Source organism: Pseudomonas sp. 29 (assembly GCF_002754355.1).
Taxonomy (GTDB): Bacteria; Pseudomonadota; Gammaproteobacteria; order Pseudomonadales; family Pseudomonadaceae; genus Aquipseudomonas; species Aquipseudomonas neuropathica.
In genome coordinates this window covers 519,363-539,652 of sequence record NZ_PEEY01000001.1, presented here as the reverse complement: position 1 = coordinate 539,652, position 20,290 = coordinate 519,363, and the positions used below count along the sequence as shown (strand labels likewise).

At 60.1% G+C, this 20,290-nt stretch carries 14 protein-coding genes; 8 read left to right on the top strand and 6 right to left on the bottom strand.

Features of this window, described 5'->3' with window-relative positions:
• Positions 1–16: 16 nt before the first annotated feature.
• From pvrR to CLU80_RS02470, 3 genes are read right to left on the bottom strand one after another with little or no spacing between them, the layout of a single operon-like run.
• Positions 17–1,204, bottom strand: a complete 1,188-nt coding sequence (gene pvrR, locus CLU80_RS02480) for a response regulator cyclic di-GMP phosphodiesterase PvrR (RefSeq protein WP_099756663.1) — start codon at positions 1,202–1,204, stop codon at positions 17–19.
• Positions 1,191–3,992, bottom strand: coding sequence for an ATP-binding protein (locus CLU80_RS02475; protein ID WP_099756662.1), 2,802 nt, complete (start codon positions 3,990–3,992; stop codon positions 1,191–1,193). The genes pvrR and CLU80_RS02475 overlap by 14 nt, the downstream gene beginning before the upstream one ends.
• A 54-nt stretch (positions 3,993–4,046) precedes the next feature.
• Positions 4,047–4,940 (bottom strand): fimbrial protein, encoded by an 894-nt coding sequence (locus tag CLU80_RS02470; protein WP_256573903.1) that lies wholly within the window; start codon positions 4,938–4,940, stop codon positions 4,047–4,049.
• A 253-nt stretch (positions 4,941–5,193) separates the two neighbouring features.
• Here CLU80_RS02470 and CLU80_RS02465 point away from each other — a divergent pair, with 253 nt between their 5' ends.
• The 5 genes from CLU80_RS02465 (at position 5,194) to CLU80_RS02445 (ending at position 11,598) form a co-directional block, all read left to right on the top strand.
• Positions 5,194–6,513 (top strand): DUF308 domain-containing protein, encoded by a 1,320-nt coding sequence (locus CLU80_RS02465; RefSeq protein WP_099756661.1) that lies wholly within the window; start codon positions 5,194–5,196, stop codon positions 6,511–6,513.
• Positions 6,514–6,768: 255 nt separating this feature from the next.
• Positions 6,769–7,251 (top strand): MarR family winged helix-turn-helix transcriptional regulator, encoded by a 483-nt coding sequence (locus CLU80_RS02460; protein ID WP_095189882.1) that lies wholly within the window; start codon positions 6,769–6,771, stop codon positions 7,249–7,251.
• The gene (locus tag CLU80_RS02455; RefSeq protein ID WP_099756660.1) at positions 7,241–8,710 is read left to right on the top strand and encodes an efflux transporter outer membrane subunit; all 1,470 of its coding nucleotides are present in this window, start codon (positions 7,241–7,243) and stop codon (positions 8,708–8,710) included. The genes CLU80_RS02460 and CLU80_RS02455 overlap by 11 nt, the downstream gene beginning before the upstream one ends.
• Positions 8,711–8,725: 15 nt before the next feature.
• Positions 8,726–9,928, top strand: coding sequence for an HlyD family secretion protein (locus CLU80_RS02450; protein WP_099756659.1), 1,203 nt, complete (start codon positions 8,726–8,728; stop codon positions 9,926–9,928).
• A 140-nt stretch (positions 9,929–10,068) separates the two neighbouring features.
• Entirely contained in the window at positions 10,069–11,598 is a 1,530-nt protein-coding gene (locus CLU80_RS02445; protein ID WP_016986555.1) for a DHA2 family efflux MFS transporter permease subunit, read from the top strand.
• A gap of 260 nt (positions 11,599–11,858) precedes the next feature.
• On the opposite strand, the gene lpxH is transcribed toward CLU80_RS02445, so the two are convergent.
• A complete protein-coding gene (lpxH, locus tag CLU80_RS02440) occupies positions 11,859–12,605 on the bottom strand; it encodes a UDP-2,3-diacylglucosamine diphosphatase (RefSeq protein ID WP_038362679.1) in 747 nt (248 codons plus the stop codon).
• Positions 12,602–13,108 (bottom strand): peptidylprolyl isomerase, encoded by a 507-nt coding sequence (locus tag CLU80_RS02435; RefSeq protein WP_093434208.1) that lies wholly within the window; start codon positions 13,106–13,108, stop codon positions 12,602–12,604. Before CLU80_RS02435 ends, lpxH begins: the two co-directional genes overlap by 4 nt.
• 249 nt (positions 13,109–13,357) lie before the next feature.
• On the opposite strand from CLU80_RS02435, the gene CLU80_RS02430 reads away from it, so the two are divergent.
• The 3 genes from CLU80_RS02430 (at position 13,358) to CLU80_RS02420 (ending at position 18,055) form a co-directional block, all read left to right on the top strand.
• Complete coding sequence (locus tag CLU80_RS02430; RefSeq protein ID WP_093434212.1) at positions 13,358–15,055, top strand: glutamine--tRNA ligase/YqeY domain fusion protein; 1,698 nt, start codon at positions 13,358–13,360, stop codon at positions 15,053–15,055.
• Between the two features lie 21 nt (positions 15,056–15,076).
• Entirely contained in the window at positions 15,077–16,459 is a 1,383-nt protein-coding gene (cysS, locus tag CLU80_RS02425; protein WP_077573639.1) for a cysteine--tRNA ligase, read from the top strand.
• 384 nt (positions 16,460–16,843) lie between these two features.
• Positions 16,844–18,055 (top strand): MFS transporter, encoded by a 1,212-nt coding sequence (locus tag CLU80_RS02420; RefSeq protein ID WP_099756658.1) that lies wholly within the window; start codon positions 16,844–16,846, stop codon positions 18,053–18,055.
• Between the two features lie 176 nt (positions 18,056–18,231).
• Here CLU80_RS02420 and CLU80_RS02415 read toward each other — a convergent pair whose 3' ends face one another.
• Positions 18,232–20,085 carry a sigma-54-dependent Fis family transcriptional regulator gene (locus CLU80_RS02415; protein WP_099756657.1) on the bottom strand — a complete coding sequence of 618 codons (1,854 nt, stop codon included), beginning with the start codon at positions 20,083–20,085 and terminating at the stop codon, positions 18,232–18,234.
• Positions 20,086–20,290: the final 205 nt, after the last annotated feature.

The following is a 20,290-nucleotide window of genomic DNA, read 5'->3' as shown; positions in this document are numbered from 1 at the left end:
AACCGCCACGTGCCGCTCAACAGGCGTTCGCCGGCCCGTCGTGGGTCAGCAAGTGCTGGAACTGATCGGCTGAAACGGCGTGGGAGATCAGGAAACCCTGAACCTGAGTGCAGTCGATTTTACGCAACAGAGCAAGTTCTTGTGCGGTTTCTACACCTTCGGCCACCACGGTCAGACCCAATTGTCGACCGAGGCTGACAATGCTGGTCAGCGCCTGCGCGAGTTCGGCGTTGGCGTTGCAGCCTTGCACCAGCGCGCGGTCGATTTTCAGTTCGGTGAACGGCGCCGACACCAGGTTCATGTACGAGCTGTAGCCCTTGCCGAAATCATCCTGCGACAGACCGAAACCCTTGATCCGCAGACGGCACGCGCCAGCGTAGAAATTGCTGATGTCATCGGGCACCGAGCACTCCATCAACTCGAAACAGATCCGCGCGGGCAAGCCTTGATGGGCAAGCACGAAAGCGAGGATGCGGTCGGGCAGGTCGTGGCTGTTGAGCAGGTGCGTGGGCAGGTTGACCGAAACCGGAATGTCATAGCCCTGTTCGCGCCAGGTCGCTTGGGCGGCGATCGCCTGTTTCAGCACGCACCAGAGCAACGGCTCTTCGAGACCGAACGCAATCAACGCCGGCAAAAATACCCCGGGCAGCAGCGTGCCATGTTCAGGATGATTCCAGCGTACCAGCGCTTCGGCGGCGACGATCCGGCCATTGTTCAAAGCCTTCTTCGGTTGAAACCAGGCTTGCAGTTCACCGTTGTCGAGGGCGTTGCAAATACTCTGGCGATCGATGCCGGGATGGATCGCCGCCGGGACGCTCTGGCGCAGCGCCTGCAATTGATCGATCAGACAGCGCAGGGCGGCGGCATTCACCGGTTTCGAAATCAGCCCGATGACTTTCACTTGCAGGTTGCTCGCCACCAGGCTCGCGCCCATCAGCATGCGTCGTGAGGCGGCGCTCATGATCGCCAGTGCCGGGCGCGAACGTTGCGCGGCGAGGCCCTGAATGAATTGCACACCGTCCATGCCCGGCATCAGCAGGTCGGTGAGCACCAGATCGAAATCACGTTGTTTCAGGCAGTCCAGCGCTTCTTCGCCGTCCTTGGCGCACGCCAGATCGAAGTCGCCCAACTCGCTGAACAGGTTCTGCAAATACAGGTGCTGGAAGGGGTGATCTTCGACAATCAGAATGCTACAGGGCTTCATGGACGACTCGTTCGTAGGGAGCCAGGACAGCGAACAAGGCTCGTAGCGTAAAAGGTTTGACCAGGCAGTGATTCATGCCCGCAGCCAGGCACAGCGCATCCTCACCGCGCAGGGCGTTGGCGGTCGCGCCGATGATCGGGATGCTGCAACCGAGGCGCCGCAGGGCTTTGGCCAGTTCGTAGCCGTTGAGTCGGGGCATGTTGACGTCAGTCAGGACGATGTCGAACGCAGCGTCGGGCCACAGCGACAAGGCCTCTTCGCCATCGCTGGCCAGCGCTACGGTGCAGCCCAGTTCTTCGAGCTGATCGCGCAGGATCAACTGATTGATGACGTTGTCTTCGGCCACCAGAATGTGCAGGCGCAACGGACGCAGGGCATGGGGTTCACTGTCTTGCGGGCGGTGAACGATCTGGCCGCTCTGGGCCTGGCGAACGGCCCGTTGAATCGCCAGCAGATCATTCAGATTGACCTGCCAGCCGTCGCCGCTGAACTGCGGCTCATGGGCGCCGTCACCGCTGGCCAGTACGCGCGGCCCACGCCATGCCAGGTTCGGGCGCTGTCCGAAGGCTGCGGGATACAGCTCCAGCAGCAGCGCCGTCGAATCCGGCTCGATGCTATCCGGTGCGCCGATATGCGCGCGGGCGCCCCAGCGGCGCAACCAGCCACTGATGCTGTCGGCCAGTTCGCGTACGGGCGAAACGACATAAATGAGGTCCGCTGCCAAGGGCGGCACAGCAGCGGATGGTGCCTCGCAGGAACGTTGCTCCAGCGGCACGCTGAGGGAAAAACTGCTGCCCAGGCCCGGCTCGCTGACCATGCGCAGAGTGCCGTTCATCAAGTGCGTCAGACGTTGGCAAATGGGCAGACCGAGGCCCGTGCCGGCGACCACATTGGTGTTGCCGGCGGTCTGGTAGAACGGCTCGAAAATGAACGCCTGATCGTCATGGGCGATGCCTTTGCCGGTGTCGGAAACCTGCCATTGCAGGTTCACGCGTTCGCCTTCGCGAGCGAGCAGTCTGACCCGCAATACCACGCGCCCGGAATCGGTGAACTTGACCGCGTTGCTCAGCAGATTGTTGAGGATCTGCCGCACCCGACTGACATCGCCGATCAAGCGCTCAGGCAGTTGCGGGTCCAGGCAGGCATAGAGTTGCAGACCTTTGCTTTGCGCGGCGGCGGCATAGCCTTGCACCACTTCGTGCACCAGTTCCGGGACGGAAAACTCGCTCAGCTCCAGCGCCAGTTGCCCGGCCTCGATCTTCGACACATCGAGCACGTCGCAAATCAACTGCAGCAACGTCGCCGATGATCCCTCGATCGCCCGCAGGTAACTTTTCTGCTGAGTGTCCAACTGTGTTCGTGCGAGCAATTCCAGGGTGCCCAGCACACCGTAGAGCGGGGTGCGGATTTCGTGGCTCATGGTCGCCAGGAACAGGGTCTTGGCTTCGTTGGCGGCATCGGCCGATTGGCGCGCCTGTTCCAGTGCTGCTTCGATCTGTCGCCGAGCGCTGATGTCACTGAACGCACAGAGCAAGACGTCTTCACCTTTGTAGCGGGTCGGCGCACAGCTCAGGTACAGGTGCCGACCGTCGGCAGTCTCGAAGTAATCGGTCAGGCACGGCGTGTGTTGGTCAAACGCATCGCGGATCCAGCCAGCCCCCAGTTGCTCGCTGCACTGGCCCAGCCATTGCCGGGCGAGGGTGTTGTCCAGCACCACTTGGCCGTCACTGCGGCGCAGTACGCACAGGGCCACCGGCGCGGTCTGAATCACGTCGCGGCTGAACAGTTCGCTTTCCACCAGCGCCTGAATGCGCTGGATCGCCGGGGTAATGAAACGATGCTCCAGACGTCGGACCAACAGGCACACCAGGCTGATACTCAACACGCAAAACAGCAGCGCGCCGAGCATTTGTGGCCATAGGGCACGCAGTACCGCCAGCAAGTCGATGGAGTAAGTCAGCTGCCAGTCCGAGGATTTCAGCTGCTTGCGCAACACCAATTGCTCGGGCAGCCAGCCATCGCCAACGAAGCCGAAGAAATCCTGTTGTCGCAGCAACGGCAGGTGCTGTTCTGGCGGTGGTTTGTGGCTGTTGCTGAACAGCGGTTTGCCTTGTGAGTTGAACATGGTGAACTCGCCGGCACTGTGGTCGTTCAAGGCTCTGGAGACTTCACGGTCGTCCATTTCCAGACCAAGCCAGCCGGAGTGGACGTCGCGTTCATCCAGGCGGATGAAGATGTACAGCCGCGAGTGGCCGTCTGCAGCATGGGTCAGCCACAGTTCCGATAATGTCGCTGTGAGCTTGAGCGACTCCAGTTGATCCAGCGTGGCCTGTGGCAAACCGACGACCAGCGGCGTCGCGTTGTATAGCCGCAATACATGACCGCCATTGCTGACATACAGCAGATTGAGCTGCTTGGCTTTCAGGTAATCGCGCATGCGCTGGGTCAGCCAGATGCTCCATTGCTTGCCCGGCGTTTGCCCCAGCAGCAAACGGATTTCTTCCTCGGACACCGGCACGTTTATTTTCGCCTTGCGTGTGGCCGACAGGCTCAGGCTTTCCAGCAGCGCTTCGCGGGTGGTGAAAAACGTATGCGCTTCGGCGATGGCGCTGCTCATGTAGCTGCGCCGCTGTGAAATCTCATTGTTGAAGGTAAACAGCAGGAAGCTGTAGACACCGCCGAGAATGCCCACCAGCAGCACCAGGGCAAAAATGCGCAGCAGGCGCCGCGCCGCATCGGGCGAGGACAGGAGCGGGCTGATCTGATGGAGGTAGTTCTTCAATCTCATCCCGGCACTCTAGGGAGGGCCGGGAGCGGGGAAAATCAGACGATCCTTAGAGTGCTAGAGGTAGTTGACGATGAAGGTGACTTCGGTGTTGGCGCTGCCGGCCTTGAGTTCGCCCGTGGGCAGACGGTAGTACGCGGCGGTTAACGGGATCTTGAAATCGGTGCCGGTGGTGGTGAAGGCGTTGAACGGGTAGGTGGTATCGAAGGAAATCGGCTGCCCGACATCGTTCATCAATTGCAGGCCGATGCCGCTGGCGGTGGAGGTGCTGTTGAGGGCGACGATGCCCTTGGTCGCGTCGATGACGGGTGTCGTGGCCTTGAGCGAATAGGTGACTTTCTTGATGCCGGTCTGGCACTGATTCAAGGCGATGTCGAAGCGCACGGTGCGGGGTTTGGCGCCCGCGTCGCTAAAGTCCTGGAGTTGATAGTCATCGCCCATCGCGACCGGGACGGAAGGGGTCTGGCAGGAGGCGGCGTTCAGCACGATGGGGTTCATCAGGTTAAGTTTCGTCAGGATCAGATCATCGCTCTGCAGGCTGCCCAGATACCCCGCGTCGATGTTGACTTTCGACGTCAACTCGCCGGTTTTGATGATTTCCAGACGCACGGAGTTCGCGCCGAAGCCATAGGCGGAGTTGGCGGCGATGGCTTGCAAAGCTGTTTCGTAACGGCTCAGGGCTTGGAACCAGACGCGGTAGGACAGTCCGCTCTTGCCCAGCGGAAAAATACTGTCCTTACTGGTGGCAGTGCCCAGTTCCGGATTCATCTGAATGCCATACAGGGAAATCCTCGAGCAGCTCCAGACATGGCCATTTGAATGCACTGTATCCTGATAGACCACGGTGCCATTGGGTGTGTCGTCAGCAATGGTCAGAGTCGAACTGGCGAGACTGGCGCCAAAATTGAGGGTTTCAGTCTTTGAGTTGACTGCAACACAGCTGCCGGCCATCACGTTCGAGGCGCAGACAAGCAAACTGGCTGCGATACAAAACAGGAGCGGGTGCTGGAGCTTGAAACGCTTCATGAAGGGGTTTACGTAATTGGCCAAAGAGCGGCGTACGTTAAACACGCCGTTTGCCGATGGACATCAGGCGATTCTTAGAACACGCTCCCGCGCCTGCGCAAACGCGGCGATGTATTAGACTCACCGAAGCCTGAAAACCGTGCAGATTGTGCGGCCCCCGGTTCACCAGAGAGGTCATATGGTCCGCTTGAGTATGGTCTTGCTCGGTCACGACTTTGTGCGCAAGCGTTGGTCCGCGCTGGCGTTGACGGGCATTGTCTGGGGCGCGGCCGGTGTGGGCATCTTCATTGATGCGCTGGACGGCGTTCTGTATTTCCCGCTGCATCTCTTCGGTTACCTGTTGTTGCTCGAAGCCCTGATTCTGCTGCTGGTGCCGGCACCGCAAGCCGGGACCGCTGCGGCCCTGCGCAGAGCGCGCGGACTGGCTTTTCTCTTGCTGGGGCTGCTGATCGTCGACCGGCAACACGCTGCCGGGCTGATTCTGGCGGTGCTGTTTGGCGGGGCTTTCATCATTGATGGGGGCTTTCGGCTGGCGGCTGCGCTGGTGGTGCGCTTTGTCGGTTGGCGAGTGTCGCTGCTGGCGGGGCTGTTCGAAATCGGCTTTGGCGTGTTTATCCTCGAACCGTATCCGACGCTGTACAAGGGCACGGTGCCGTTCTGCATTGGCATGAGCCTGTTCCTGACCGGTTGCGCCTTGTTGCGGCAAGCCGTGCGCTTCAAAAATCAGTTGCCGCTGACGAATCCTGCTGCAGTGAGTACGCCGGCCAGCAGCGACGCGTTGGTGATTCACGTCTGGACCCCCAGCGGCACCGTCGACGACACCCTGGTGCGCAATCGCCTGCTCAACCGCTACATCGCGGCGGTCGACATCAACGGCGTGATCTCCGCCGGTCACGCGGCACTGGAATGTGGCCCGGACATTTACATCAGCCATTACCCGCAGGACGACATCGATCGTTCGGCGAGGGATTTTGTGCGCTTGCTGCGGGCGACGCCGAACAACGATGTTGCCGGCAGGTTTTTGCCGGACTATGCCGGCGAGGTGGCGGACTGGTGTCCATCCTCAGTGCAGGTCAGTTTTGCTCATTACGACGCCCGGCGCCTGCATGCGTTCTGGACGGAGTATCGGCAGAACAGCACGTACAACCTCACCAGCCGCAATTGTTCCAGTGCCGTCGCCCATAGCCTTGAAGCGGCCTTGGAAGGGGCGATGAACCGGGGCCATTCGAGCATGCTGGATTTCGCCCGGATCATTTTCAGCCCCGAGTTCTGGGTCGCCGCGCAAGTGCGCAAACGGGCAGAGGCGATGGCCTGGACGCCCGGACTGGTGCTCGACTATGCGCGAGCGTTGCATGCTGCGATCGAGCCAGCACCGCCGGGCTGGCACAGCATGTATGCGGTGAGCAAGCGGGCGTTTGGGTATGTGGCCACTGCGTTGCGCGGGCGTGAGGTGCATCCGGTGCAGCCGCCACCTGTGCATCCTTCCGACGAATCCTGACCGAACTTACACCGAGTCGCGCCCTTCGCGAGCAAGCTCGCTCCCACAGGTTTTGTGTCGTTGCCAATATTTTCTGGCTGACGCAAGACCCTGTGGGAGCGAGCTTGCTCGCGAAAGCGTCCGCGTGTGCGCCGAAAAAACCAACTCCATTGGTCAACTAATTACCAAGCCTCCTAACTATTACGTTGACATTCGCTGCCTAAGCAGTAACATCTCGACATACATTCACTGCCTAGGCAGTTATTAGGTGAGCAAATGAAGCATTTCACCCCGGACGAATTCAAACATTGCCATCTCGGCCTGTTGCTTGGCCGTGCTGCGCTGCTCAAGGACCGGATCATCGACACCCACATGGAACCCCACGGCATCACCGCCGCGCAGTTCAAGGTGTTGATCATCATGGCGCAGTTCGGCGTCGATACCCCGGCCGAGCTTTGCCGGCACCTGTCGCTCGACAGCGGTTCGATGACGCGCATGCTCGATCGTCTGGAGCAGAAAGGCTTTCTGGCTCGCCACCGCAGCGAAGGCGATCGCCGTCAGGTGCAACTCAAGCTGACCGAACAAGGCCAGCAACTGGCCGATCGCCTGCCGCACATCGGCGCCGACGCAATGAATGAACTGGCCGGCGCCGTCACCCCGGACGAGTTGAAGACCCTGGAATACATCCTCAAGAAAATCCTGCTGGCAGCCGGTGACCCGATCACCATCCAGCGGTTAGGTGAACACAATGAGCGGTAAAACCTTGCGCAGCAGCCTGACCCTGGCGCTGTCGGCGATGATCCTCGCCGGTTGCGCCAACTACAGCGGCCTCGACACGTCGGGCGCGAGTCTCGATGCGAAAAACCTGAAAATCGGCAAATCCCTCAACGGCGTGACCCTGTCGCCGGCCGCGTGGCCGAAAAGCGACTGGTGGACCAGCCTCGGCGATCCGCAACTCGACGGCTTGATCCGCGAAGCCCTGCACGACAGCCCGGACATGCAAATCGCCGAAGCCCGCGCCCATCAGGCCAGCGCCGCCGCGTATGCCGCCGACGCCGCGCGCTATCCGACCCTCGACGCCAGCGCCGGCATCAGCCGTTCGCGTCTGGCCAAGGATCAGGACCCGCGAGGGCAGGGCGATGCCTACGCCACCGTGCGTAACGTCAGCGCCGGTTTCAATTACAACTTCGACCTCTGGGGCGGTCAGCGTGATGCCTGGGAAGCTGCACTCGGTCAGGCCCGCGCGGCTGAAGTTGATCGTCAGGCTGCGCAGTTGACGCTTGCTGCCGATGTCGCCCGTGCCTACAGCGATCTCGGTCAGGCGCACATCGTTTATGACCTGGCGAACGAAGACCTCAAGCGCACCAAGCAGATGCTCGACCTGAGCCAGCGTCGCCTGAGTTCCGGGATCGACAGTCAGTACCAGTTCCAGCAAACACAAAGTCTGGAAGCCAGTTCCGAAGCCAGCCTGATCGATGCGGAAAAACGCCTGAACAGCGCCAAGATCGCCTTGGCCGTGCTGCTCGGCAAAGGCCCGGATCGCGGCAACGAAATCGCCCGCCCGAAAGTCCTGCAAGCCAGCGCTGTCGCCGTACCGTCGGTGTTGCCGGCGGAACTGCTCGGTCGTCGCCCGGATCTGGTCGCCGCACGCTGGCGTGTCGAGGCGGCGAGCAAAGACATCGACTCGGCGAAAACCCGCTTCTATCCCAATTTGAACCTGTCGGCCTCGGCCGGTGCCGAATCTTTGTTGGGGGACGCGATGTTCGGTTCGGCCAGTCGCTTCTTCAACATTGCCCCGACCATCTCGGTGCCGATCTTCGATGGCGGGCGCCTGCGCGCCAACCTCGATGCGCGCGACGCCGATTACGATCTGGCGGTGGCGCAGTACAACAAAAGTCTGGTGAAAGCACTGGGCGATGTCAGCGACACGATCAACCAGTTGCGTGACATCGGCCGGCAGATCGGTGCGCAGCAACACGCCACCGACATTGCTCAGGATTCTTACAACACCGTGGTCCAACGTTACGGTTCCGGCATCGGCAACTACCTGGACGTGCTCAGCATCGAGCAGCAATTGCTGCAGGCCCAGCGTCAGTTGGCCACCCTCAATGCCGAGCAGATCGACCTGTCGATTCAACTGATGCAAGCGCTGGGCGGCGGCTTCCAGGGAGACACCCTGACCACAGCCAACGCCACCCCAGCCACGTCGCACAACTAATTCAAGGTACTTGTCATGGCCACTGCCGAAAATACCCAAGCTCAAGGCAACACCCCGGACACCGGCAACCCGCGCAAGCGCAAAGTCATGCTGCTGGTGCTCGCCGTTGTGGTTGCACTCGCCTGCGCCGGCGTCTGGGCGTATCACGAGTTCATCGGGCGCTTTAACGAAAGCACTGACGACGCCTACGTCAACGGCAACGTCGTCGAAATCACCCCGCTGGTGACCGGCACTGTGGTCAGCATCGGTGCTGACGATGGTGATCTGGTTCACGAAGGTCAGGTGCTGATCAACTTCGACCCGAACGATGCCGAAGTCGGCCTGCAAAGTGCCCAGGCGAAACTGGCGCGCACCGTGCGTCAGGTGCGTGGTCTGTACAGCAACGTTGATGGCATGAAAGCCCAGGTCAACGCGCAACAGGCCGAAGTGCAGAAAGCCCAAGACAACTACAACCGCCGGAAGAACCTGGCGCAGGGCGGGGCGATTTCCCAGGAAGAACTGTCCCACGCTCGCGACGACCTGACCTCGGCACAAAACGCCCTGGCCAACGCCAAGCAACAATTGAAAACCACCAGCGCGCTGGTCGATGACACCGTGGTGTCGTCGCACCCGGACGTGATGTCCGCCGCCGCCGATCTGCGTCAGGCCTACCTGACCAATGCCCGCAGCACTTTGATCGCGCCGGTCACCGGTTATGTCGCCAAGCGCACCGTGCAACTCGGTCAGCGTGTGCAACCGGGCACGGCGTTGATGGCGGTGATTCCGCTGGATCAACTGTGGATCGACGCCAACTTCAAAGAAACCCAACTGCGTGACATGCGCATCGGTCAGCCGGTCGATATCGAATCCGACATCTACGGCGGCGACGTGAAATACAGCGGCACCGTCGACAGCCTCGGCGCCGGCACCGGTAGCGCGTTTGCTCTGCTGCCAGCGCAGAACGCTACCGGTAACTGGATCAAGATCGTGCAGCGTGTGCCGGTGCGCATTCACATCAACGCCGAAGAATTGGCCAAGCATCCGCTGCGTGTCGGTCTGTCGACCAACGTTGAAGTGAATCTGCATGACCAGAGCGGCCCGGTGCTCGCGCAGCAACCACCGCAGAAGGCTTCGTTCAGCACCAACGTCTACGACCGCCAACTGGCCGAAGCCGACGCGATGATTGCGCAGCTGATCCACGACAACAGCGCCGCGGTGAGCAAAACCGCGCAACGCTGAGATCACACCTGACCCTGTGGGAGCGAGCTTGCTCGCGAAAGCGGTGTGTCATTCAGCATTGTTTTGTCTGACAGGCCGCCTTCGCGAGCAAGCTCGCTCCCACAAGAGGGCGGCGTCAACCTGGTTTCATAGGATTCACAATGAGCAATAACGCCTCTTTCACGCCGCCCAGCCTGTTGCTCAGCACCATCGGCCTGTCGCTGGCGACGTTCATGCAAGTGCTCGACACCACCATTGCCAACGTGGCGCTGCCGACGATTTCCGGCAACCTCGGGGTGAGTTCGGAGCAGGGCACCTGGGTGATCACCTCGTTCGCCGTGAGCAACGCGATTGCGCTGCCGCTGACCGGTTGGCTCAGCCGCCGTTTCGGTGAGGTGAAGCTGTTTTTGTGGGCCACGATTCTGTTCGTGCTGGCCTCGTTCCTCTGCGGTATCTCCACATCAATGCCGGAACTGATCGGCTTCCGCGTGCTGCAAGGTCTGGTCGCCGGGCCGCTGTATCCGATGACGCAAACCCTGTTGATCGCGGTCTATCCGCCCGCGAGGCGAGGCATGGCCCTGGCGTTACTGGCGATGGTCACGGTGGTTGCGCCAATTGCCGGGCCGATCCTCGGTGGCTGGATTACCGACAGTTACAGCTGGCCGTGGATCTTCTTCATCAACGTGCCGATCGGCATCTTTGCGGTGATGGTAGTGCGCTCGCAACTGGCCAAGCGTCCGGTGGAAACCAGCCGTCAGCCGATGGATTACGTCGGTCTGATCACGCTGATCATTGGCGTCGGCGCTTTGCAGGTGATTCTCGACAAGGGCAATGACCTGGATTGGTTCGAGTCGAACTTCATCATCATCGGCGCGGCGATTTCGGTGATCGCGCTGGCGGTGTTCGTTATCTGGGAAATGACCGACCAGCATCCGGTGGTCAACCTGCGGCTGTTCGCCTACCGCAACTTCCGCATCGGCACGCTAGTGTTGGTGCTCGGTTACGCCGGGTTCTTCGGCATCAATCTGATCCTGCCGCAGTGGTTGCAGACACAAATGGGCTACACCGCGACCTGGGCCGGTCTGGCCGTAGCGCCGATCGGCATTCTGCCGGTGCTGCTGTCGCCATTTGTCGGCAAGTACGCGAACAAGTTCGACCTGCGCTTACTGGCCGGGCTGGCGTTTCTGGCGATTGGCTTGAGCTGCTTTATGCGGGCGGGTTTCACCAATGAGGTGGACTTCCAGCACATTGCTTTGGTGCAGTTGTTCATGGGTATTGGTGTGGCGCTGTTCTTCATGCCGACGTTGAGCATCCTCATGTCGGACTTGCCGCCGAGCCAGATTGCCGATGGTGCTGGTCTGGCGACTTTCCTGCGGACGTTGGGCGGTAGCTTTGCGGCGTCGCTGACCACGTGGATCTGGATTCGTCGGGCCGATCAGCATCATGCGTATATGAGTGAGAGCATCAGCACCTTCGAGCCGGCGACTCGCGAGACCTTGAATCATTTGGGCGGGGCGAGTCAGTCGGCTTATGCGCAGATGGATCAGATCCTCACCAGTCAGGCGTACATGCTCTCCACCGTGGATTACTTCACGCTGCTGGGCTGGGGGTTTATGGGGTTGATTCTGATTGTGTGGCTGGCGAAGCCGCCGTTTGCTGCCAAGGCAGGGCCAGCGGCTTCCGGGCACTAAGGTCAAGAGCCCCTCACCCTAACCCTCTCCCGGAGGGAGAGGGGACTGACCGTGGTGGATGTTCGAGGTACGCCGACTTGCAATACCGAGCCGAACTCAGGTTTTGAAAAGCATAGAGATCGGCTCCCTTTGCCCTTCGACCCGTTGGGGAGAGGGGACTGTCGGACTTCAGTCGAACTCAGGTTTTGAACTGCATGCGGTCGGCTCCCTTTCCCCCTCGCCCCCCTGGGGGAGAGGGCTGGGGTGAGGGGGTAAAGCTTTTAGCCGTGCGGCAAAGCCAGCGGCGGGGCGAAGTCGAACGGCGCCAGGGCGTACCCGCTCTCATCCACCTGCAATGCCCACCCCTGACGATCCCAATCCCCCAGCACAATCCGCTTCGCCGCCTGCTCACCGAGTTGCAACTTGTGGATCGCCGGGCGGTGGGTGTGGCCATGAATCAAGGTTTTCACGCCAAACGCCTGCATGATCCGCGGAATCTCTTCCGGCGTGACATCGACAATGTCATTAGCCTTCATCCGCGTCTGTGCCTTGCTTTCGCTGCGCAGTTTGCGCGCCAGCTTATGACGGCTGCTCAAGGGCAGATTGCGCAGGATAAACAGCGTGATCGGATTACGCAGATAACGCCGCAGCTTCATGTAGCCGACGTCGCGGGTGCAGAGGCTGTCGCCGTGCATCAACAGCACCGGCTCGCCGTAAAACTGCACGACACTCGGGTCCTTCAACAACGTACAGCCGGCCTGCTTGCAAAAGGCCTTGCCGAGCATGAAGTCGCGATTGCCGTGCATCAGAAAAATCGCCGTGCCGCTGTCGCTCAATTCGCGCAGGGCCTGGCAGATGGAACGCTGGAAGGGCGTCATGGCGTCGTCGCCAATCCACGCTTCGAAGAAGTCGCCAAGAATGTACAACGCACTCGCCGAGCGGGCGCGTCCGGCGAGCAAATCCAGAAACGCCCGGGTAATGTCCGGGCGCTCCTCTTCCAGATGCAAGTCTGAAATCAGCAATATCACGCTTCGATGATCTCGGCTTTCTCGATGATCACGTCGTCTGCTGGTACGTCCTGGTGGCCGGCCTTGGAAGTGGTCGAAACACCTTTGATCTTGTCGACAACGTCGGTGCCGGCGGTCACTTTACCGAATACCGCGTAGCCCCAGCCCTGCACGTTCTTGCCGCTGTGGTTGAGGAAGGTGTTGTCGGCGACGTTGATGAAGAACTGCGCGGAAGCCGAATGCGGCTCCATGGTACGGGCCATGGCAACGGTGTATTTGTCGTTGGAAAGACCGTTGTCAGCTTCGTTCTGGATGCTTGGACGCTTGTCTTTCTTTTCTTTCATGCCTGGTTCGAAACCGCCGCCCTGGATCATGAAGTTACCGATTACGCGGTGGAAAACAGTGTTTTCGTAGTGACCGGCGTTAACGTATTCGATGAAGTTGGCGACGGTGATCGGCGCCTTTTCAGCGTTCAGTTCGATGACGATGTCGCCATGATTGGTGGTCAATTTAACTTGAGTCATGATCGCTACTCTTTATAAGGAATTCGTGGGCAATGGGACATTTGCGCCCGTTACCGGTTCAGCCCGTGGGCCAAGGTGCGCAGTTTAGCGTGACAGGCGCGAATTTCGAGGCTGTTTTTCAATTCCCGGCGATTAAATGCGCTCCTTTATAGGCCGTGCTCTGTCAGCCCCTTGACAGCATCGGCTATGATAGCGGCTTTGTTTTGTCTGGCCCCCTCTGCGGCCGCGCACATGTAAGTCAAGGATCCTATGAGCAAGCCCACTGTCGACCCTACCTCGAATGCCAAGTCCGGCCCTGCCGTGCCGGTCAATTTCCTGCGGCCGATCATCCAGGCAGACCTGGACTCGGGCAAGCACACCCAGATCGTCACCCGTTTCCCGCCTGAGCCCAACGGCTACCTGCACATCGGCCACGCCAAGTCGATCTGCGTGAACTTCGGCCTGGCCCAGGAGTTCGGCGGCGTCACGCACCTGCGTTTCGACGACACCAACCCGGCCAAGGAAGACCAGGAATACATCGACGCGATCGAAGCCGACGTCAAATGGCTGGGCTTCGAGTGGTCCGGTGAAGTGCGCTACGCCTCGCAGTATTTCGACCAGTTGCACGACTGGGCGGTGGAGCTGATCAAGGCTGGCAAGGCCTACGTCGACGACCTGACCCCGGAGCAGGCCAAGGAATACCGTGGCAGCCTGACCGAGCCGGGCAAGAACAGCCCGTTCCGCGACCGTTCGGTGGAAGAGAACCTCGACTGGTTCGCGCGCATGCGTGCCGGTGAGTTCCCGGACGGCGCCCGCGTGCTGCGCGCGAAGATCGACATGGCCTCGCCGAACATGAACCTGCGCGACCCGATCATGTATCGCATCCGCCACGCCCATCACCACCAGACCGGCGACAAGTGGTGCATCTACCCGAACTACGACTTCACCCACGGTCAGTCGGACGCCATCGAAGGCATCACCCACTCGATCTGCACCCTTGAGTTCGAAAGCCATCGTCCGCTGTACGAGTGGTTCCTCGACGCATTGCCAGTGCCGGCGCACCCGCGTCAGTACGAGTTCAGCCGTCTGAACCTCAACTACACCATCACCAGCAAGCGCAAGCTCAAGCAACTGGTCGATGAAAAGCACGTCAACGGCTGGGACGATCCGCGCATGTCCACGCTGTCGGGCTTCCGCCGCCGTGGCTACACGCCGAAATCGATCCGCAACTTCTGCGAAATGGTTGGCACCAACCGTTCCGACGGCGTGGTTGATTTCGGCATGCTCGAATTCAGCATCCGTGACGACCTCGACCAGACCGCGCCGCGCGCCATGTGCGTGCTGCGTCCGCTGAAAGTCGTCATCACCAACTACCCGGAAGGTCAGGTCGAAAACCTCGAACTGCCGCGCCACCCGAAAGAAGACATGGGCGTGCGCGCACTGCCATTCGCCCGGGAAATCTACATCGACCGTGACGACTTCATGGAAGAGCCGCCGAAGGGCTACAAGCGCCTGGAGCCTGCCGGTGAAGTGCGTCTGCGCGGCAGCTACGTGATCCGTGCCGACGAAGCGATCAAGGACGCCGATGGCAACATCGTCGAACTGCGTTGCTCGTACGACCCGGAAACCCTCGGCAAGAACCCGGAAGGCCGCAAGGTCAAAGGCGTGATCCACTGGGTGCCGGCTGCCGCCAGCGTCGAGTGCGAAGTGCGTCTGTACGATCGCCTGTTCCGTTCGGCCAACCCTGAGAAGGCTGAAGACAGCGCGAGTTTCCTCGACAACATCAACCCTGATTCGCTGCAGGTACTCACCGGTTGTCGTGCGGAGCCATCGCTTGGCAACGCACAGCCGGAAGACCGTTTCCAGTTCGAGCGCGAAGGCTACTTCGTTGCTGATATGAAGGACTCGAAACCAGGTCAGCCGGTATTCAACCGTACCGTGACCCTGCGTGATTCGTGGGGCCAGTGATTCAGCGTCAAGGGAAATAACGTGCTAACGATCTACAACACGCTCACCAAGAGCAAAGAAGTCTTCAAGCCGCTGGATGGCAACAAGGTGCGCATGTACGTCTGCGGGATGACCGTGTACGACTACTGCCACCTTGGCCACGGCCGCAGCATGGTCGCTTTCGACCTGGTGACCCGCTGGTTGCGGTTCAGCGGTTACGACCTGACCTACGTGCGCAACATCACCGACATCGACGACAAGATCATCAACCGCGCCAACGAGAACGGTGAATCGTTTGAAGCGTTGACCGAGCGCATGATCGCCGCGATGCACGAAGACGAAGCGCGCCTGAACATCAAGAAGCCGGACATGGAACCGCGCGCCACGGATCACATTCCGGGCATGCACGCGATGATCCAGACCTTGATCGACAAGGGTTACGCCTACGCGCCGGGCAATGGCGACGTGTACTACCGCGTTGCTAAGTTCATGGGCTACGGCAAACTGTCGCGCAAGAAGATCGAAGACCTGCGCATCGGCGCCCGCATCGAAGTCGACGAGTCGAAACAGGACCCGCTGGATTTCGTGCTGTGGAAAGCCGCCAAACCGGGCGAGCCAAGCTGGGAATCGCCATGGGGCGCCGGGCGTCCGGGCTGGCACATCGAGTGCTCGGTGATGTCCACCTGCTGCCTCGGCGAGACCTTCGACATTCATGGCGGCGGCAGCGACCTCGAGTTCCCGCACCATGAAAACGAAATCGCCCAGAGCGAAGCAGCCACCGGCAAGACCTACGCCAACGCGTGGATGCATTGCGGCATGATTCGCATCAATGGCGAGAAGATGTCCAAGTCCTTGAACAACTTCTTCACCATTCGCGACGTGCTGGAAAAGTATCACCCGGAAGTCGTGCGTTACCTGCTGGTGTCGAGCCACTACCGCAGCGCGATCAACTACTCGGAAGACAACCTCAAGGACGCCAAAGGCGCCCTCGAGCGTTTCTACCATGCGTTGAAAGGCCTGCCGAACGTCGCACCTGCCGGGGGCGAAGCGTTTGTTGAACGCTTTACTACCGTGATGAACGACGACTTTGGCACGCCGGAAGCGTGCGCGGTGCTGTTTGAGATGGTGCGTGAGATCAACCGTCTGCGTGAGAGCGATCTCGATGCGGCGGCGGGTCTGGCGGCACGTCTGAAAGAACTGGCGAGCGTGTTGGGTGTGTTGCAGCTCGAAGCCGATGACTTCTTGCAGGCGGGCGCTGAAGGGCGTGTTGATGCAGCTGAGGTTGATGCACTGATTGCGGCGCGTCTGGCGGCACGGGCCGGGAAGGATTGGGCTGAGTCGGATCGGATTCGTGATCAGCTGACGGCGATGGGTGTTGTGCTGGAAGACGGCAAGGGTGGGACTACCTGGCGTTTGGCTGATTGATTGCTGTGTTTGGCTTCAAAACAAAACCCGCCTAGTGCGGGTTTTTGTTTGGCGGCGAGAAAGCCCCTCACCCTAACCCTCTCCCAGAGGGAGAGGGGACCGAATGGGGGATGCTCAAGAAATACGCCGACCTGAACGTGCTGCACCGAATCCATAATCGACTGGTTCTTTCAGGTCGATGTACTCGGACCTGGCCGGCCTGCTCTGAATCCATATTCGACTCCTTTTTTCAGGTCGATGGATGACTCGAGACACCTCGGTCAGCCCCCTCTCCCTCTGGGAGAGGGCTGGGGTGAGGGTTGCTTTTGACGTTCGCGTAGGTCTTGATATCGGCAACGCGTTCAGCCGGATGCTGAGCGGTGACGATCATGTAAGGGAAACACCATGGCCAATCACTACCGCGAGCTGCTAACGACCCCCGGCGCCACCGGGCTAGTGCTCGCGAGCTCTATCGCGCGCTTGCCGCAGGCAATGATCGGCATCATCACCATGCTGGTGCAGCAAACCGGGGTGTACTGGCTGGCCGGCGCAGTCGCCGGGACGTTCACCCTGGCCAATGCACTGCTCGGCCCGCACATCTCCAGACTGGTCGATCAACATGGCCAGAGTCGCGTACTGCCCATCGTCACCGCGTTCAGCATTGCCATGCTGCTGGCGCTGATCACCGCCGTTTACCTGAGAGCGCCCGCCGCGGTGTTCTTTGTACTGTCAGCCTTGGCGGGGACGATGCCGAGCATGCCATCGATGATCCGCGCGCGATGGTCGCAGTTGTTCCGGGGCAAGCCGCAGTTGCACACGGCGTTCTCGCTGGACACGGTCCTGACCGAACTCGCTTACATCATCGGCCCGCCACTGGCGATTGGTTTGAGTGTGAGCTTTTTCGCCGAAGCCGGGCCACTGGTTGCGGTCGGGCTGTTGGCTGTCGGGGTCACGGCGTTTCTGCTGCAACGCCAGACTGAGCCGAAGGTTGTCGTCGGTCACGCCAGCCATAGCGGCTCAACCTTGCTGATTCCCGGCGTGCGCACCATTGTTCTCGCGCTGTTGGCGATGGGTGTCATTGGCGGAGCAATCGATGTTGCCGTCGTCGCCTTCGCCAATGCGCAAGGCTGGCCGGGGGCGGCGACCTTCATCCTCGCTGCCTATGCGTTCGGCTCACTGGTGGCGGGCCTGACGTTTGGTGCGATGAGGGTTTCGCTGGCGATCGAAAAACAGTTCCTGATCGGGATATTGGTCACGGCGTTCACTGGCGTGCTGCCCATTTTTGCCACGGACGTTTATGTCCTGTCAGCGACGCTGTTTATTGCCGGGATTTCGTTTGCGCCAACGATGGTCGTGGTCATGAAGCTGGGAACGATCATCATCCCGCCATCGAGGATTACTGAGGGGCTGACGTGGATGACCACCGGTATCAGCATTGGCGTCGCGCTGGGCGGCATGCTGGCGGGGCTGGTCATTGATGGCTGGGGTGCACGGGCGGGGTTTGGCGTGGCCATTGGCGCTGGGATCATGATGGTGGTTGTTGTGTTGGTCGGGTTGCGCACATTGGCGGCGGCTTCGGTTGCGCATGTTGAGCCGGAATTTTCGCCCTCACCCTAGCCCTCTCCCCCAGGAGAGGGGACTGAATGGGGGATGTTCACGAGATACACCGACGTGAACGATGTGTGCCGAATCCATAATCAACCGGATATTTCAGTTCGATGCATCCCGCCAGACACCGCGGTCAGCTCCCTCTCCTTTGGGAGAGGGCTGGGGTGAGGGAAAGGGCGGTTCACTCAACCTTCAATCTGCCGCAACCGCTTGTAAAGCGTATTCCGACTCACCCCCAATCGCCGCGCCAGATGCGAAATATTCCCCCCAGCCGCTTTCAACTCCCGGTTCAACGCTTCAATATCATTCAAATCAACCCCCAGCGGCGCCGCGCTCTCCACCGGCTCCATCTCCAGATCAACAAAAAAATCATCCGGCAAATGCTCCAGCCTCACCGGCTGCTCCTCAGCCATGGCCAGCGCCACCTGCATCACGCTACTGACCTGACGCAAATTCCCCGGCCACGGATGACGGCTGAACAGTTCCAGCACCTCTTGGCTCAACCCCGCCCACTGCGTCGGCTCACGATGCTGTTCCCACAACCGTTTAAACAACGCCTCTTTATCACTGCGCTCCCGCAATGGCGGCAGCTCCAGCGTCAGTCCACCAATGCGGTAATACAAATCCTCACGAAACCGCCCCAACTGCACTTGTTCGCGTAAGGATCGGTTAGTCGCCGAAATAATCCGTAAATCCACTTGGAACAGCTCGCTACTGCCCACCGGCTGCACACAGCGCTCCTGCAAAACCCGCAACAACCGCGCCTGAGTCGGCAATGGCATGTCGCCGATTTCATCGAGGAATAACGTGCCTCTGTCAGCCTTGCGAATCAGTCCGATGCTGCCTTTCTGATTCGCGCCGGTGAACGCGCCTTTCTCGTAACCGAATAACTCGGACTCGACCAGTTCGGCGGGGATCGCCGCGCAGTTGACGGCGATAAACGCCTGTTTGCTGCGCGAGCTGGCCTGGTGCAGAGCTTTGACGAAGACCTCTTTGCCGACACCGGTTTCGCCATGGATCAGCAGCGGAATGTCTTTCTCCAGCAAACGCTCAGCCTGGCGCACAGCTTTCTCCACGCGACTGTCGCCGAAGTGCAGGGTGCTGAGGCTGATAGCGCCCGCGGGTGGTTTTAATGGCACTTCAACGCTTTTCGGTTCGGCAAACATCCGAGGCTGAATTGGCGCCTGTTTCGGCCGCTTCAACAAACATTGAAAACGGTTACGCCCGGACGTCTGCAAGGCAAACGGCAACCCGTCGGGCTGATTGATCAACTCCAGCAGTGACACCTTGAACAGACTTTCAACGCTCACCCGCGACAAGCGCACACCGAGCAGATTGTCGGCGCGACGATTGGCCGACAGCACTTGACCGCTCTCATCAAAGATCAACAACCCGGCCCACTGACTGTCGAGGTTGTTCAACCCGGTGTTGAAGGTCAGTTGAAAATGCTGACCATGGAACAGGTTGAGGATCAGCCGGTTTTCCACGGTCTGGCTCATCATCTTGACCATGCCCAAAGTGTGCGAGGGCGGCAGGTAGCTGTCGCTGGACACATCAAGCACCGCGATCACCTTGCGCTCGGCGTCGAAAATCGGCGCAGCGGAACCGGTCATGAAGCGGTTGGCCTTGAGAAAGTGTTCATCGTGTTCGATATGCACGGCCTGCTCACACGCCAGCGCCGTGCCGATCGCATTGGTGCCGCTGGTCCGCTCCACCCAACTTGCACCGGCCTGAAAACCCCGCGCCAGATTCGGTTCGATAAACCGCTGCGTGCCCCACGAGGTCAGCACCTGACCTTGATTGTCGGCGAGCATGATCAGGCAGTTGGAGTTGCTGAGGATGTTTTCGTAATAGGGCAGGACTTCTTGGTGCGTGGTCTGCACCAGTGAGTGATGGCTGTCGAGCAACTGCGCGATGCCGGCGGCAGGCAACTGATCGAAGGCCGGCGTGCTTTGGTGGTCGAGACCGAACGCGCGGCAACGTTGCCAGGAAGTCTGGACGATCGCGTCGTGGGACAGCGGCGGGGCAGGTGCGGCCATGGCAGTCAGCCTCTGATGCAGCGATTTTTATTGTTGTTATGAACCCAAATCCTGAGAACAACACAGATCAACTGTGGGAGCGAGCTTGCTCGCGAAAGCGTCGTATCAGTCACCGAATCGGTTGAATGACACACCGCATTCGCGAGCAAGCTCGCTCCCACAGGATCTCCGTAGCTCACCGAAATGAGTTCATAGAGTGTTGTTC